Below are 15,230 nucleotides of genomic sequence, written 5' to 3'. Positions count from 1 at the left end.
GCCGCAATAAGTGGTTATACGCAGGTTAGCACTGTGTTTGCCCATTCCATGGCTTCCTTGTAGCACTTCATTATGTCTGAAGCTTCTAAATCTAGAGTTGCAGCCATGGCTCCTACTGTGTCCCAATCAGATTTTTCCATTGCTTCGATAAGGGTAAGCCAAGGCCAAAACTTTGTTTCGCGGCCATCTAAAGTATAGCGAATAGTGTCATCCAGCGCAGAAAGTAGTTGTACTACTCTGCTCATGGGGAGTTCCAGCATTGCGTCAAGCAGTGAGAATAAGCCCACTAAAAATAGGCGCTCGTCCGGTTTTACGTCGGCTGAAATGGCGTTGAGAGATTCCATTACTTTGGCACGTTGGAGGCTTAGTATTGTAAGCTCTGCTGACTTTCCGGGCTGTTTCATGTCTGTGAGCAATACAACACGAAGCCAATGCCTGAGCTGATCTCCTCCCAAATATACTACAGCTTGCTGAATTGAAGACATCTTAGCCGTCAGTCCATATGCTGGAGAGTTCAGAAGATTTAGAAGGCGGACACTGAGTGATACGTCTTTTTCTATGGTTCTGCTCAGTTCTCCCAAATCAATGTCGTCGTTGTTGATCATTTCCATGAGGTTGAAACGGAGCATCTCGTTTGAAGAAATTTTACGCACAACTTCAGTTTTAGGGCGCTTGAAAAAGTAGCCTTGGTAATATGAGAAATCTAGCGTTTTCAGGCTTGCAAACTGCTCTTCTGATTCAATGTTTTTGGCAAGGAATTTACCCTTAAGACCGCCGATAGCCTGTATGTATTGAGATATATGTGAGGTCTCTAACTTAGATATATTAAGAGTCATTATGTCAGCAAGCATATACAATTCTGTATTTGTATATTGCGCAGAAAAATCGTCGATTGAGACGGTGTAGCCTCTATCTTTTACCTTTATAATCATTTCTAAAAATTCTGGAGAAACTTCATCCGGGTCTGTGAACTGCACTACAGTATTTTGTGGATGCATCGAGAACGGTATTTCTTCCAAAATAGCTTGTTCAGGGAAATTTATAATAACTTTTGCAGACTTGAATTTATCATCTGGACTGAGCGCTAAACTGGCCATAACTTCCATGGTGGCCTTGAACCCGTCAAGATAGATCGCTGAATCTACATCTTCATTTTGACGGTAGAATAGCTCGTAACCCCATACTTTCATCATGCGGTTGAAAATGGGTTGCCGTGCATAGAATGCGTTGCTGTACGCATGCTCACTGTTGTTTGAGGTTGTTTTTTTACTCATACTTTACTCATGTTTTCAGGGGTTTGTAGAAATAAACCTGATTTTTCCCTTTATTTTTTGCTAAATACATAGCTTTATCAGCGGCTTTCACCAGATCACGTGAAGTTTCAGCGTCCTGCGGATACAAAGCTACACCTATACTCGCGCTTGTTTGGCAGACATTGCCTTCACAGCTTGCAGGCTGGGCAAGTGCTTTTCTGATCTTTTCAGCTACAATTTCAATGTCTGATGGATTATTATACATCTCGGTAAGTACAGTGAATTCATCGCCACCGATACGGCAGGCGGTGTCTGATTCGCGTACAGTGGTCATCAGCCTTTTGCCTATACTTCTTAGCAAGGTGTCACCTGCATCATGTCCGTATGTGTCGTTGACTGTTTTAAATCCATCTAAGTCAATGTATAAAAGAGCCAGTGTGTAGTTGTTGCGCTTTGCCATCGCTATAGATCTTTTTAGCTGTGCATAAAACATATTGCGGTTGGGAAGACCTGTTACCTGATCATGTAAAGCAAGGTGTTTTATTTTTGCCTCATATATTTTGCGCTCAGTTATGTCCGTGAACGCCCCGACTATCCCGGAAATATCACCCGAAGAATCAATAAATGCACTCTTTTTGACCTGAACTTCATGTTGCAGGCTGTCTGGGAATGGAAATGCTGTTTCATATTCCTGCTCTTTGCCTGTTGCCAGCACACGAAGGTCAAAGGCTTTGCTGAGGTCCACTATTTTGTTTGGAATAATTTCCATGGTCGTTTTTCCGATGATATCCTCTTTAGATAGACCTATTACTCCGCAAAAAGCCTGGTTAATATTTCGGTAGCGCAGGTCTTTGTCTTTGTGAAACACCGGTATCGGGATCGCATCTAAAAGTACGTCCATGAAGTGGTAGTTGGCTTCTAGCTTTGCGGCATGTTTATTTTTTTCAATTTCAGCCCGTTCTACACTACCCCAAATAAAGGCAAAAGATGATAAAATTAATGTGACATGATAGGCTAGCATGTGGCTCCAGTAGGGCCATGCTGTTTGAAAACTATTCGGGGCTATTGGGTGCTTGAAGGTCGTATAAGTTTTGTAAGTAAAGGATGCTATTACGAGAGCTAAAGCTGTGCTTAACATGAATTGGTAGCTCTTAAAAACGATGGTATTACGTAGTGTTGCCCATATGCAAAGTACTAGCTGTATAAATATTAATACAGAAAATATAGTGTCACATGCTTTTATGTTCGGGATAATAGAGGTAAAAAAAGAGGCTGATAGAAAGGATGTGCAAGGGATAAGTAATGAAAATTTGAGAAGCCTATGTTCTTGTGCTCTAAAACGTTCCGTTCCTATGTATATCAAAAATAGTGTTGTTGAGCCAAGAGTATGGGCTGCAATAATGGATAATTCTGGAAAATAAGGCCTAGCAGCTGAAAGGGCGAAGGCTGTACTGAGGCAAATGTAAGCTGAACTGATCAGGACAAAACCGTTGTATATCTTATGAAAATACGCAAAGAGCATCATAATAAGACCGAGCGTTAAGCTAATCAGTCCGTTGTCGATGAGGGTTGCACTTATATTAATGTCCATGCTTGGGTCGCTCCAAGGGGAATTTATTTTGCGTAAGAACTAATATTTAATTTTTTGGCACTTACCACCGTGATAAGTGGATTTCTATGTGGATACTTAGTGAAAAGCAAGGTAAATTCATACCTGTTTGGTGTGATTTGTTGCTCTATGTAATTATTACATAGAGACTGGCAGCTGCATAGTAACGCTTGTTCCTTTGCCTGGACTTGAAGAAAATTTTAGAAGTCCATTATGGTCCTTCATTATGCTTGATGATATGGACAGCCCGAGACCTGTTCCACCGGAGTCTCTTTTGGTGGTAAAGAAGGGATCTTCAATATATTTAATGTTTTGCGCAAGTATGCCGCTTCCATTATCCTGTACAACGATACATGCGAATTTTTTATTTTTATTTTCATCGTGGCAGGTCTTCACTGTAACGGTGAGATGTCCATCTGTTTTGGGCAGTGCTTCGCAGCTGTTCACGATAATATTGATAAGAACTTGAATGAGTCGCTGAGGATTGGCATCAACAGTTGGACTTTCGTCCGGAAGGACAAGCTCAAAATTTCTGGCTGAATTTTTGATTTTGTGACGGACGAAGGTGAGCGCGCCTCTAACCACGTCATTAAGATCTATATATTCGCGCCCGTCTTCGGGGTTTTGGCGGGAGTAGTCTTTCAGGCGTGAGACAATGTCCTTAATGCGGGACGCGCCTTCCATCATCTCTTGAAGAAGGTAAGGTAGATGGTTGCGGAGTTCGGAGTATTCCAGTCCGCCAAGGACGAAATCTCCATTCTCTTCACTGAACTCATCAAGTATTCCCTGCGCATCATTCCACACATCTTTAAGTAGCGGTAAATTTAAGGTCAGATAGCTGTTCGGGTTGTTGATTTCATGAGCTACTCCGGCGACAAGAACTCCGAGCGAGGCCATCTTTTCTGCCTGCATCATTTGCTGTCGTCGTTGTTCCATTTCCTTTCTGGCTGTGATGTCGGTCAACTTTCCTTCGACGTAGAGGGTCTGTCCTTCTTTGTTTTTTTCGCAGCGGGCGTTGAATTCCACCCAGATAGGCATTCCATCTTTGCGAAACATGCGAGTTTCAAAATCTTTAATGACATCTTCTCTACGCAGGATGGAAAAGACATTGTCCCGGTCAACCGGATCACAGTAAAGTTGGGAGCTGATGTTTGTAATGGAAGACATTAATTCGTCAGGTGATTTATAGCCTAAAATTCTGGCCATCTCATTATTAGCTTCTATAAACCGGCCTTGAACTGTGGACCTGTATATTCCTTCAAGTGCTTTATCAAAAATGGCTCTGTATTTACGACCTTGTTCTTCCTTTTCGTTCCACTCTGTAATGTCATGGGCCGAGACTGTTCCTGCTACTATTTTACTGTTTTCGGTTACAGGAACGTATGTGTTTTCGTAATATTTAGTCTCGCCTTTGCGCCGCTTATATGTGCGCTTAAGGATATATGATTCGCCCTGTAAAACTCTATCAAAATGGCTTCTCGCAGATTCAATTTCTTTAGTGTCGGTAAATATGTCCAACACGTTCATACCGGGGTATATTTCGACGTGCCAGTTGTGTTTTACGAATTCGTAGTGAGCTTGATTGAAGGTGATGTAGCGGTAGGAAGGATCAAAGGAAAATTGCATTACGTTACGCGGAGCATCAATTAGCGCGCGAAGTTCTTTCAGTTCCTTTTGGAGCTGAGAATTTTTATCTTCCAGATTTTTCATGCGGTTATCAGGAAGCTCTTTATCAAGTCCCATATTTACCTTGTGTACGGTTTATTCTTCTTCTTTTCTTTTTATTTTATTTAGTCGTTTATTTAGGGCCTGCCTCGAAACTCCGAGTATTGACGCTGATGTGGCTTGATTGTTGTCAGTGCGGCGCATGGTCTCTTTAACTAATTCATCACACACTTCTTTTAGTGTGGGCAGAGTAGAACCGAAGGCCACCTTACCAAGAACTTCACTGTTCCCGGTTTGCTGCGCGGTAGAAGTAGAACCGATGTGCTGCTGAATTCTTTCGATGTTAAGTTTAAGGCCATCTGTGCAACTCAGTGCGTCAAGAATCAAAAATTGCAGTTCCCGAATATTCCCGGGGAAGTCGTAAGCTGCCAGCAGCCCGATAAGGTTTGCCGGAATCTCAGGTTTTCTGCGCGTTTCATCCTTGCATGCGTTGCGCAAGAAATAGTCCACCAGCATGGGGATATCTTCTTTGCGCTCGCGAAGCGGAGGAATATGAACGTGATGAGCTTTAAGCCTGTAATAAAGATCACTACGGAATTTTTGTCCTTCGTTCAGGGTCTCGGGCGCAATGTTGGTCGCTGCAATAATACGCGCATCGGTTTTGCGAGTAAGGTCTGACCCTATGGGCATGTATTCGCGTTCCTGAACTAAGCGCAGCAGTTTGAGCTGCGACGCATGCGCGAGATCTCCGATTTCATCTAAAAATAGAGTTCCACCTGCAGCGTTAACAACAAGCCCTGACCTGGCTTTATCCGCTCCGGTAAAAGCTCCTTTTTTGTGCCCGAAGAGGGTGTCTGCAAAAATATTGTCATCAAGCCCGGCTACGTTTACGGGGACGAATTCTCCGATTTTACCGCTTACTTTATGGATAGCTCCAGAAACAAGCTCCTTACCGACTCCACTTTCTCCCGTAATAAGCACTGGCTTAGATGAATCTGCAATGGCTTCAATGTATTTGAAGATCGAGCGCATATTCATGCTATCAGTGATAATCTGATCGAATGCTTCGGGGTGCTCAAGCTTGTCGTCAAGGAAGCGTGAACGCAGGCTGGTATTTTCGCGCTTAAGTTCGCGAATCTGAATAGCGTGGCGAATACCGGAGACAAGACTGCTCTTGTCGTAAGTTTTTACAAAGAAATCGAACGCCCCCAGCTTCAAGCACTGTACAGCCGTTTCCACCTGACTCATTCCAGTGATAACTAAGATTGGTATTTCAGGATGGCTGGCGGATACGAGCTGAATCAGATCTTCCCCGCTGACATTGGGCATGGAGAGATCTGCAGCAATGACTTCCACGTCGGTGGTTTCCAGAATGGCTGCCACTTCGCGACTGTCGTTGCAACATAGAATGTTATCAATTCCCGCTGACTTTAAGGCCAGTGAAAATGAGCGCAACCATGTTTCCTCGTCATCAACGAGAAGTACGGGATTCTTTGGGAAAGTACTCTTCTTCATCCTGTCCTTACTGGAATTACAAAACTTATGTCTCTTTCAAACTGAACCAATCTATGCTGATAGTAGCTCTCTGCAACTAAAGTTGCAACTGCGAAGTTCAGGCTTACTCGTATGTGCGCAGATCAACTAAGGGAGCGGCTCCGTCTTCAATTTGTTCACTGCTGTTAAGTTGCTCCAGAGTCGGTCTAAGTTTTACCATTTCCTGAAATGCCGGAATAAATGCGCTTTCATCTAAGGCTGCACTCAGCTGGAGTTTCAGGGTGAGTAGGTCGCGACCGCCTTCGTTGGTAATTACTACCTGATGTTTTTTAATCTGCGGGAATGTTGCAACTACCTGCGCAACTTGAGTGGGGTATATGAACTGTCCTTTGACCTTGGCTGTATCGTCTACGCGGCCAAGAATCCCGGCAAGCTTTGGAGCTGTTCTGCCGCAAGCACATGGCGTATCGACCATGCGTGAAAGGTCACCTGTTCCGAAACGGATGAGCGGGTATGAAAGAGTATATGGGGTAACTACAACCTCGCCCATTTCGCCCATGGGTAGTGGGCTTCCCGTTTGCGGATCACAAATTTCTACATAACAACGGCTGGATACATGCATTCCGCCAAGTTCCAGACATTCATAAGCAAGGCACCCAACATCAGCGGTGCCATATCCTTGTCTGACCTTCATACCGAAAGCTTCTTCAACTTCTGTACGTAAGGATTCAGGGAGCCTTTCTGCCGCAACAAATGCAACGTCCAGATTGAAATCTTTTTTAAGGTCCATTCCCGCCGCGCTAGCTTTGTCCGCAATGACTTTAAGGAAGCTGGTCATGCCCACAAATCCAGTAACAGGAAGCGAGGTCATGAGCTGTGACTGAACAGCAGAATTGCCGGGACCAGCGGGAATAACCGCACAGCCAATTTCGCGCAGAGGCTCTTCAAGCATCAATCCTGCAGGAGTAAGGTGATAACTAAATGTCATCTGAACCAAATCGCCCGGACGGAAACCCGCCGCATAGAAACCTTCTGTCCAGCCCCAATAGTCTTTTTCGCGTCCTTCAGGATCAAACAAAGGACCCGGCGACTGATATATTCTACTAAGCTCACCAGGAGCGGCAGTAAGAAGCCAGCCCAAGCCTTTATCCTGTTGCAGTCCAAGAAGCTCTTTTTTGCGAAGAACAGGGATTTTGGAAAAACTATCAAGGTCTTTTATATCTTCGGCATTAAGTCCAGCCGCTTTCATGCGTGCCTTAAATTCACCGGATGATTTCATTGCCGTAGCGATTACAGTCTGTACTTTATCAAGCTGTCTAGCCGCACGATCTTCTGGTGAATCCTGCTCGACCTGATCATAAATTCCGTTTGATCTATCCATTATTTAATCCTCGCTTTAGAAATAAGAGTAAGAGTAAGAATAGGTGATTTCGCCTTCAGCTGGACCAAAGGGGATAATCCCCTTTGGAAACCCTATCAGTTTAAGAAGGGTAGTTATTTTAGATCTTTCTACGAACATAACCCTTCTTAACCGTTAAAAGTTTTGGGAAGGGGGTCTGGGGAAACCTTTTTTCAAAAAGGTTCCCCCCAGCCGCCGGAGGCATTCTTATTAACCAAGCCAGCGTTTTCTGCGGCGGTAGTGTTTTACGTCTCGATAGCTTCGTTTTTCTCCGCCATGTGATAGGCCGAGATAGAATTCTTGAACATCTGGGTTATGTAATAGTTCTGAACCTTTGCCGTCCATAACAATTCGGCCATTTTCCATTATGTAACCGTAGTCGGCTAGGGAAAGGGCCATGCGGGCATTCTGCTCAACTAGAAGGACAGTTACGCCTTCTTCTTTGTTGATTTTTTTAACGATATCAAAAATTTCTTCTACTAGAAGCGGCGCTAGTCCTAGAGATGGCTCGTCGAGAAGAAGCAGCTCGGGACAGGCCATTACAGCTCTGCCGATGGCTAGCATCTGCTGTTCTCCGCCGGACATGTACCCTGCAAGCTGTGTTCTGCGTTCGAGCAGTCTTGGGAAATATGCGTAAACTTTTTCAAGGTTAGTTGAAAAGTTTTTGGCAGGCTGGGTGTAGGCTCCGCAACGAAGGTTTTCCTCAACTGTGAGGTCTTCGAAAATGCGACGCCCTTCCATTACCTGAAAAATTCCTTGGCGCACGGTTTTTTCGGGGCTTTTGCTGCTCATCGGTTTTCCCTTATAGAGAATTGTACCGGAGGTAGCTTTACCGTCTTCTCCTTCAAGTAGGCCGGAGATAGCTTTTAAGGTGGTTGATTTACCCGCACCATTTGCGCCAAGCAGGGTGGTAATACTGCCCTTTTCGACACTTAAAGAAAGACCTTTCAAAACCAGCACAACATCGTTGTATACGACTTCAAGATTTTGAACGTTTAGCAGACTCATATATTTTCCTTACCTTGGATAATCAGGAGGGCTTTTGCCCTCCTGATTGTTCATATCTATGTCAATGTCGATTCTATATTATTTGCCGAGCCACTTGTCGTCGCGATCTAAAGAAACTGTTTCCAAGAACTCAAGCTTGCCGTCTTTAACAGTACAGATGTTAACAGCCATGCTTGGTCTGTGATCTTCAGGGTAGTAGCTGATTGCAGGAGCAAGTCCCATTGGATCGTAATCTCGCATTGTTTCAAGTGCGTTTTTGATGCCTTCACCATTGAGTTCGCCGTTAGCTTTTGCTTTCTTCATACCTTCGACCATAACCATGGTGGATACGAATCCGCGCATGTAATGAGTCATCTGTGGCTCACCTTTTGTTTCAGCTTCAATCATCTTCATACCGGGGACATCCTGTCCGTAGACAGAAGCAGCCTGAATTCCGAGATTGCCTTCACAAGCAGGGCCAGCCATTTTGGCAAGGTTTTCGTCATTTCCCCAGATATTTACGAGGAACTTACCGGTGAAACCTAACTTCTTAGAGTCTTTCATAAGTACAGCTGTGGAAGGAGTTGTTCCGCCAACCCATACGAAGTCTGCCTTATGCTTTTTCAGGCCAAGAATCTGAGGAGTTGCGTCCATAGCTTTAAGGTCAAGAGTTTCGTCTCCTGTTACTTCAAAGCCAAGCTCTTTAGCGTATTCTTTCATAGCTGGAAGAGGAGTGTGACCGTATGGTTTATCTGGGTAGACAAAAGCGATGCGTGGTGCGCGTGCTTCTTTCCATGAATCTTTGATGTACTTCAGTCCTGCGCGGCCCTGTGTGGAGTAATCAGGTGCGATTGTGAAGTTGTAAGGTGCATTAGCTGGGTTCATGAGATGAGCAGAGTAGGAAGCTGAAAATACAGGTATTTTATCACGTTTGACAAAGCGTACCAGAGCTTCAGTGTCGCCAGTTCCCCAGCCCTGCAAGGCAATGATGCCAGCAGATTTGAAACGTTTGTATGCGGAAAGTGCCTGCTGCACGTTGTAAGCGTAATCTACTTGAATAAGTTCGATCTGGTCGCCGTCGATTCCGCCGTTAGCGTTAACGTAGGCTACACAATCTTTAATGCCCTGAGCGTAAGGAACACCTACGCTGGAAGTAGGACCTGTAAGGTCAGAAAGTACACCGACTTTAACTGTAGCAAAAGCTGTGGAAGCGAAAAGCATTGCCGCTATTGCCGCCATTGAAATTATGATCTTTTTCATAATTTTATCTCCTGTAAAAAGTTAGATTATCGCAAATGTGCCTGCTAGCACGTTTTTTTAGTAAGCAAAGGGGTATAGTTTCCAGTACGCCTTAATCATCTTCCACTTGCGAACCAGTCCTTCCGGTTCGAATATAAGGAAGAGTACGAGAGTCAGCCCGAAGATACCTTCTTTGAGTGGAGCCATCAGAGCACTGATGTCTGGAGCAAAAGATCCCACTAAAGAAGTTGCGGTATTGAGAACTTCTGGAAGCAGGGTAATAAATACCGCTCCGAAGATGGCTCCTGTTACAGATCCCATTCCGCCGATGATGATCATGGCGAGGTAACTGATAGACAGTGATATGGAGAACTGCTCCGGGGTGATGTACATAGTGTAATAGGCCCAGAGTCCGCCTGCGATTCCAGCCATGAAAGAGCTGGTTGCGAATGCCTGCAGTTTGAACTGGAACAGATTTACACCAACATTTTCTGCTGACTGGTAGAAGTCGCGAATGGCGACAAAAGCTCTACCTGAACGGGACCGGATAATATTGCTCACTCCGAGTACACACAAAACGGTTACTGCGAAGATGAGATAGAACATTCTTTCGTCTGAATCGAATGAAAAGCCCATAATGGACGGGGGATCAACTGGCATTCCGTTTGCGCCACCAGTAAATGCTGACCAGTGCAGGAATACGTATTCCAAGATCATCTGCGCGGCCAAAGTTGAGATTGCCAGATAGATACCTTTAAGCCTCAGCGATGGAATGCCGAAGAACATGCCGGCGACTGCGGCAAGAGCTCCGCCACCGAGTAGGCAGAGAACAAAGGGAACTCCTTTGGCAGCGAGAACCGCACAACCGTAAGCCCCTACTCCGACAAATGCGCCGTGTCCAAGTGACATCTGACCACATACTCCGGTGAGCAGGTTGAGGGATACAGCCCCGATGACTGCAATCATGATCAGGTTCATCACTGATATATAGTAGAAGTCGAGGACCTGCGGGGCTATGAGCATTGCCACAAGGAACAGCCCCAAACATGTTTTTTGAAACATGGAGGGGAAGAGCTGGTCTTCTTTGTTATACGAGGTGAAAAAAAGTCCGCATTTAAGCATGTTACACTCTCTCGATTTCTTCGGTTCCGAACAGGCCGTATGGTTTTACCATAAGGATGATTACCAGCACGACAAATGATGCAACTTCTTTAAAGCCGCCAAGATTAAATAATTCTCTAGCAAGTCCTTCACAGACATTTTCAAGCACTCCGATGATAAGTCCGCCGAGGGCCGCACCGAGTAGACTGTCCAGTCCGCCCAGAATTACCGCCGGGAACACTTTCAGTCCGAGATGTCCGAGCTGGGAGTTGATGCCGTTGATATTACCAAGAATGATACCGCCGATGGATGATACAACCGCAGCGATGCACCATGACAGAGCAAATATATTTTTGATGCCTATACCCATGGACTGAGCTGCCTGCTGATCAAATGCTGTGGCTCGCATGGCGATACCTACAGATGAATATTTGAAGAACAGGGAGAATATTGCGAATAGCAATAGACACAGTACAAAGGCGGCAATGTAAACTGGAGCAATAGGTAAGCCCATCAGCATAAACGGTTCCTGCGGCAGAATGTGCGGGAAAACTCTAATTTGTGTTCCCCAGAATACCTGCACCAGAGACTTCAATATTGATGAAAGACCAATGGTAACCATAATAACCGAAATGATCGGCTCTCCGATGAGCGGGCGAAGTATCATTCTTTCGATCAAAAGACCGAGTAGAACGGAAAAGGCTAGAGTCATCACGAAGGCCAGAGCAAAAGGAATTTGGTATTGAACGGTTAGTGCGAAGCATATGTATGCCCCTGCCATAACCATCTCACCCTGTGCGAAGTTAACAACTTTGGTTGCTTTATAGATGATGACAAAGCCAAGAGCGACCAAGCTGTAAATAGAGCCGACGACAAGGCCGTTGATTATGAGTTGGAGGTAATATTCCATGATCAGACCTTCCCTGACGGGTTATTAAGTTCGCGGATGGCAATATCGCCGGACATGGATCGTTCAGTTCCGTTCTGATACCTGATTCGCATGGTAAGATTTATTGTGGAATCTCCGTTATAGAGAGCGGAGATAAGATCGCTGTAGCGTTCTTCAATGACTTTTCTACGAATTTTACGGGTACGGGTCAGCTCGCCGTCATCTGCATCAAGTTCTTTAAACAGCAGTGCAAAGCGTTTAATAGCTGTGCCTTCCTGCAAGGATTCGTTGATAGCGGTAACTTCCTCTGCGATTAGTTCGTAGAGGCGCGGGTTTGCTGCCAAATCCTGATAGGTAGTGTAAGTCAGCTGTTTCTGTTCGGCCCAGCGTCCTGCAATGTCACTGTCGAGGCAGATAATGGCGGTGATGTAGTCACGATCTCGTCCTACAACGACCGTTTCCTGCACAAATGTGGAGAATTTGATTTTGTTTTCGATGAACTGCGGGGAGAACTTAATTCCATTGTTCAGCTCCATAACATCACTTAAACGGTCAATGATGATGAGCTGTCCGTTATCCTTGAAGTATCCTGCGTCACCTGATTTGAGCCAGCCGTCTTCAAGAGTTTCAGCTGTTGCTTCTTTGTTCTTCAAGTAACCGAGGAAGACAGCAGGGCTCTTGGATAGAACTTCACCTTCGTCTGATATTTTTATCTCAGTTTCAGGAATAGGCTCACCGACGGTATCGAAATTGATTTCGCCGTTTTTGTGGATACAAGAAATACCGGCAATTTCAGTCTGCCCGTAAATCTGCTTCAAGTTGATTCCGAGAGCGTGGAAGAATGTGAAAGTGTCCGGCCCAAGAGGCGCACCGCCTGTTGATGCTGAACGAATGCGGGAGAACCCGAGTCTGTCACGCATTGCTCTGAACAACCCTATTTCAGCCAGCTTGTAACCGAGAGTTAGGGATGTGCTCGGCTTTTCGCCATGCAGAATCTTTTCAGCGTACTTGATGCCGATAGGCATGAGCGTATTGAATAACCATCTCTTAAATGGAGTGGTTTCCATTATGCGAACGCGGACTTTTGCCGCCATGTTTTCCCAAACTCTAGGCGGGGAAAATATGAGATGAGGTCCAATTTCGCGGATATTCTCTTGAATGGTCGCCGGCTCTTCCGGGAAGTTTACACAGAATCCGAAAAGCAAAGCCGAAGCCACAGCCATCATCTGCTCACCCATCCATGCCAGTGGCAGGAAAGAAACAAATTCATCAGATTCATCTTTTGGGTCGGAAATCCCTAGATTGTAAGCCATAGAGAGAAGATTGGTATGGGACATCATGGCGAGCTTAGGTCTGCCGGTTGATCCTGATGTTGTAGCGATGATCGCTATGTCATCAGGTGATGTCTCTTTAGACCAATTTTCAAATTCAGAGGCAGTGTCGCGGCCCAGATCACATATTTCATCGAAAGCTTGAAGGCCTTCGACGTCATAACCAACCAGCCCTTTAGGGTCGTGGTAGATGATGTGTTTAAGCTGTGGAAGTTCATCGCGGATTGACATGATTTTATCAACCTGTTCTTGATCTTCCGCAACAACTAGCTTTGCTTCTGAAAGGGTAAATACGTAGCCTATTTCGTCAGCAGGAGCATCTTGATAGAGACCTACGGAATAGCCGCCGATTCCTTGAATTGCTAACTGCGCCCAGAGCCATTCCGGTCTGTTATCGCCGATGATGACTATGGCATCGCCTTTTCCGAGACCTAGTTTTTTTAGGCCGCCTGCGAATTCAGAGGTGATGGTCAGATATTTATTGTAGGAGAACGGTTGCCATATGCCGAAATGTTTTTCGCGCATGGCGGTGCGGTCACCACGTTCTTTCGCATTTTTGATTAGCAGAGCCGGTAGGGTTGTTTCGTATATTTTTGTCATATTAACGCCCTTGGTAAAGCCCGTCTTCATCGCCTAGGTAGGCGCTGATGACTTTGGGGTTGCTTTGCACTGCTTCCGGGGTTCCACTTGCTAAAATTCTACCGAAATCAAGAACTACAACATGGTCTGAAATGTCCATTACAACGCCCATGTCGTGCTCAACCAAAAACACTGAAATTCCCCATTCTTCATTGATATCCAAGATGTACCTAGCCATGTCCTCTGTTTCTTCGAGGTTCATGCCTGCCATAGGTTCATCTAAAAGGAGTAATTCAGGTTCGGCGGCAAGTGCGCGGCCGAGTTCGACCTTTTTCTGAACGCCGTAAGGAAGATGTCCAGCTGCCTGATGGCGGTATGGGGAAAGTCCTAGAAAATCGATAATTTCTTCTACCCGTGCACGATGAGCGGATTCTTCCTTGCGGGCCTTTCCAAAATAGAAAAGTGAGGCGAGCAGTCCGTAATTTATGCGGGAGTGACGCCCAACCATGAGATTGTCCAGTACAGATAATCCTCTGAAAAGGGCGATGTTCTGAAATGTGCGGGCCATGCCGAATTTGGTGCGTTTACTTGCAGGAGTGCCGAGCATTTCTTGTCCCGCCATGGTTATGGAGCCTTTGTCCGGCGTGTAGCGTCCTGAAATGCAGTTAAGCATACTGGTCTTACCCGCACCGTTAGGACCGATAAGAGAAGTTATGCTTCCTTTTGGCACGTGACAGGATACGCGGGAAAGAGCCGCAACACCTTTAAAGGTCAGCGTGATATTATCTACGTTAAGTAGCGGGTCGCTAGATCCATTCATCCCTGAAATCCTCCGGACCTACAACTTCATAACCATTTTTTTGTAGAGCCGCTGCGACAGATGAGGGGTTCTCTGTGTTGATGCGGACAACTACCATTCTGCATTCATTGTGCTTGAATGTGCCTGTTGAGATGATGGAGTAACCGAGATCGTCTATGAGGCTTGCAACTTTTTTCAATATGCCGGGTTTGTCGCTAACTTCGATAACTATTCTTGAGCCGCCTTCAGCAAATCCCATCTCTTCCATAAGCACGTCGAGAATGACATTGCGGTTTATGTAACCGATGAGTTTGCCTATGTTATCGACGACAGCAAGTCCTGCGAGATTTTTCTCACGCATTTTAGCGGCTGCAGCTTCGATTTCCGTTTCAGGGCTGATGGTGGTGATATCAGTGCGCATGATTTTGCGCAGAGTCAGTTTGGAGAGCAGGTAGTTAATTTCATGTTTATCAAGTCCGGTCATTGTGGACGGCATTGCCGCGCTCACATCTTCCTTGCGGACATATCCGATGAGCTTATCGTCTTCCACGATCAGCAGCATCCACAACATATTTTCATCCATGAGAGTTGCTGCATCTTCTGCAAGCGCATCCGGGGATTGCGGCATGAAATCTTTTAGCATTTTTAGCCCGACGTACATCGTATAGTTTCCTCCTGAGACAATTTTATACAGTCTCTATTGGAAAGATCGTGCCAAGTTTTGAATTGTCGGAGTAATTTCCGCAAAATGGATATATGATGTACAATAAAGATCTTTATTCTAGCATGTTACGAATGTTTTAAGTGGGCTCTTTTAGTTGCGTAAGCTTTTCTTTTTATTATTTATTTCTTCTTTCGGTTAACATGTTAGCAACTTTTATTGAC

The 15,230-nt window shown here is 45.2% G+C and carries 12 protein-coding genes; all 12 read right to left on the bottom strand.

Going from position 1 to position 15,230, the window contains the following annotated elements; all coding sequences use genetic code 11:
* Positions 1-14: 14 nt before the first annotated feature.
* Complete coding sequence (locus tag BR06_RS0111845; RefSeq protein ID WP_031483226.1) at positions 15-1,274, bottom strand: EAL and HDOD domain-containing protein; 1,260 nt, start codon at positions 1,272-1,274, stop codon at positions 15-17.
* 7 nt (positions 1,275-1,281) lie between these two features.
* The gene (locus tag BR06_RS19790) at positions 1,282-2,844 is read right to left on the bottom strand and encodes a GGDEF domain-containing protein (RefSeq protein WP_051677056.1); all 1,563 of its coding nucleotides are present in this window, start codon (positions 2,842-2,844) and stop codon (positions 1,282-1,284) included.
* A gap of 156 nt (positions 2,845-3,000) precedes the next feature.
* Entirely contained in the window at positions 3,001-4,605 is a 1,605-nt protein-coding gene (locus BR06_RS0111835; RefSeq protein ID WP_031483222.1) for a PAS domain-containing sensor histidine kinase, read from the bottom strand.
* A gap of 18 nt (positions 4,606-4,623) precedes the next feature.
* Positions 4,624-6,042, bottom strand: a complete 1,419-nt coding sequence (locus tag BR06_RS0111830) for a sigma-54-dependent transcriptional regulator (RefSeq protein ID WP_031483220.1) — start codon at positions 6,040-6,042, stop codon at positions 4,624-4,626.
* A gap of 103 nt (positions 6,043-6,145) precedes the next feature.
* Positions 6,146-7,402 carry a phenylacetate--CoA ligase family protein gene (locus BR06_RS0111825; RefSeq protein WP_031483218.1) on the bottom strand — a complete coding sequence of 419 codons (1,257 nt, stop codon included), beginning with the start codon at positions 7,400-7,402 and terminating at the stop codon, positions 6,146-6,148.
* A 228-nt stretch (positions 7,403-7,630) separates the two neighbouring features.
* Positions 7,631-8,428 (bottom strand): ABC transporter ATP-binding protein, encoded by a 798-nt coding sequence (locus BR06_RS0111820; RefSeq protein ID WP_031483216.1) that lies wholly within the window; start codon positions 8,426-8,428, stop codon positions 7,631-7,633.
* Positions 8,429-8,506: 78 nt separating this feature from the next.
* A complete protein-coding gene (locus BR06_RS0111815; RefSeq protein WP_031483213.1) occupies positions 8,507-9,667 on the bottom strand; it encodes an ABC transporter substrate-binding protein in 1,161 nt (386 codons plus the stop codon).
* Between the two features lie 57 nt (positions 9,668-9,724).
* Complete coding sequence (locus BR06_RS0111810; protein ID WP_031483211.1) at positions 9,725-10,768, bottom strand: branched-chain amino acid ABC transporter permease; 1,044 nt, start codon at positions 10,766-10,768, stop codon at positions 9,725-9,727.
* Between the two features lies 1 nt (position 10,769).
* A complete protein-coding gene (locus BR06_RS0111805; RefSeq protein WP_031483209.1) occupies positions 10,770-11,657 on the bottom strand; it encodes a branched-chain amino acid ABC transporter permease in 888 nt (295 codons plus the stop codon).
* A gap of 2 nt (positions 11,658-11,659) precedes the next feature.
* Positions 11,660-13,567 (bottom strand): AMP-binding protein, encoded by a 1,908-nt coding sequence (locus tag BR06_RS0111800; protein ID WP_031483207.1) that lies wholly within the window; start codon positions 13,565-13,567, stop codon positions 11,660-11,662.
* A 1-nt stretch (position 13,568) separates the two neighbouring features.
* Positions 13,569-14,366 (bottom strand): ABC transporter ATP-binding protein, encoded by a 798-nt coding sequence (locus BR06_RS0111795; protein ID WP_031483205.1) that lies wholly within the window; start codon positions 14,364-14,366, stop codon positions 13,569-13,571.
* Positions 14,353-15,006: a CBS domain-containing protein gene (locus BR06_RS0111790; protein ID WP_031483203.1), complete on the bottom strand. Its 654-nt coding sequence runs from the start codon at positions 15,004-15,006 to the stop codon at positions 14,353-14,355. Before BR06_RS0111790 ends, BR06_RS0111795 begins: the two co-directional genes overlap by 14 nt.
* Positions 15,007-15,230 lie beyond the last annotated feature (224 nt).

This window comes from Maridesulfovibrio frigidus DSM 17176 (assembly GCF_000711735.1).
GTDB classification, from domain to species: Bacteria; Desulfobacterota; Desulfovibrionia; order Desulfovibrionales; family Desulfovibrionaceae; genus Maridesulfovibrio; species Maridesulfovibrio frigidus.
This window is presented reverse-complemented; position numbering and strand designations above follow the sequence as displayed.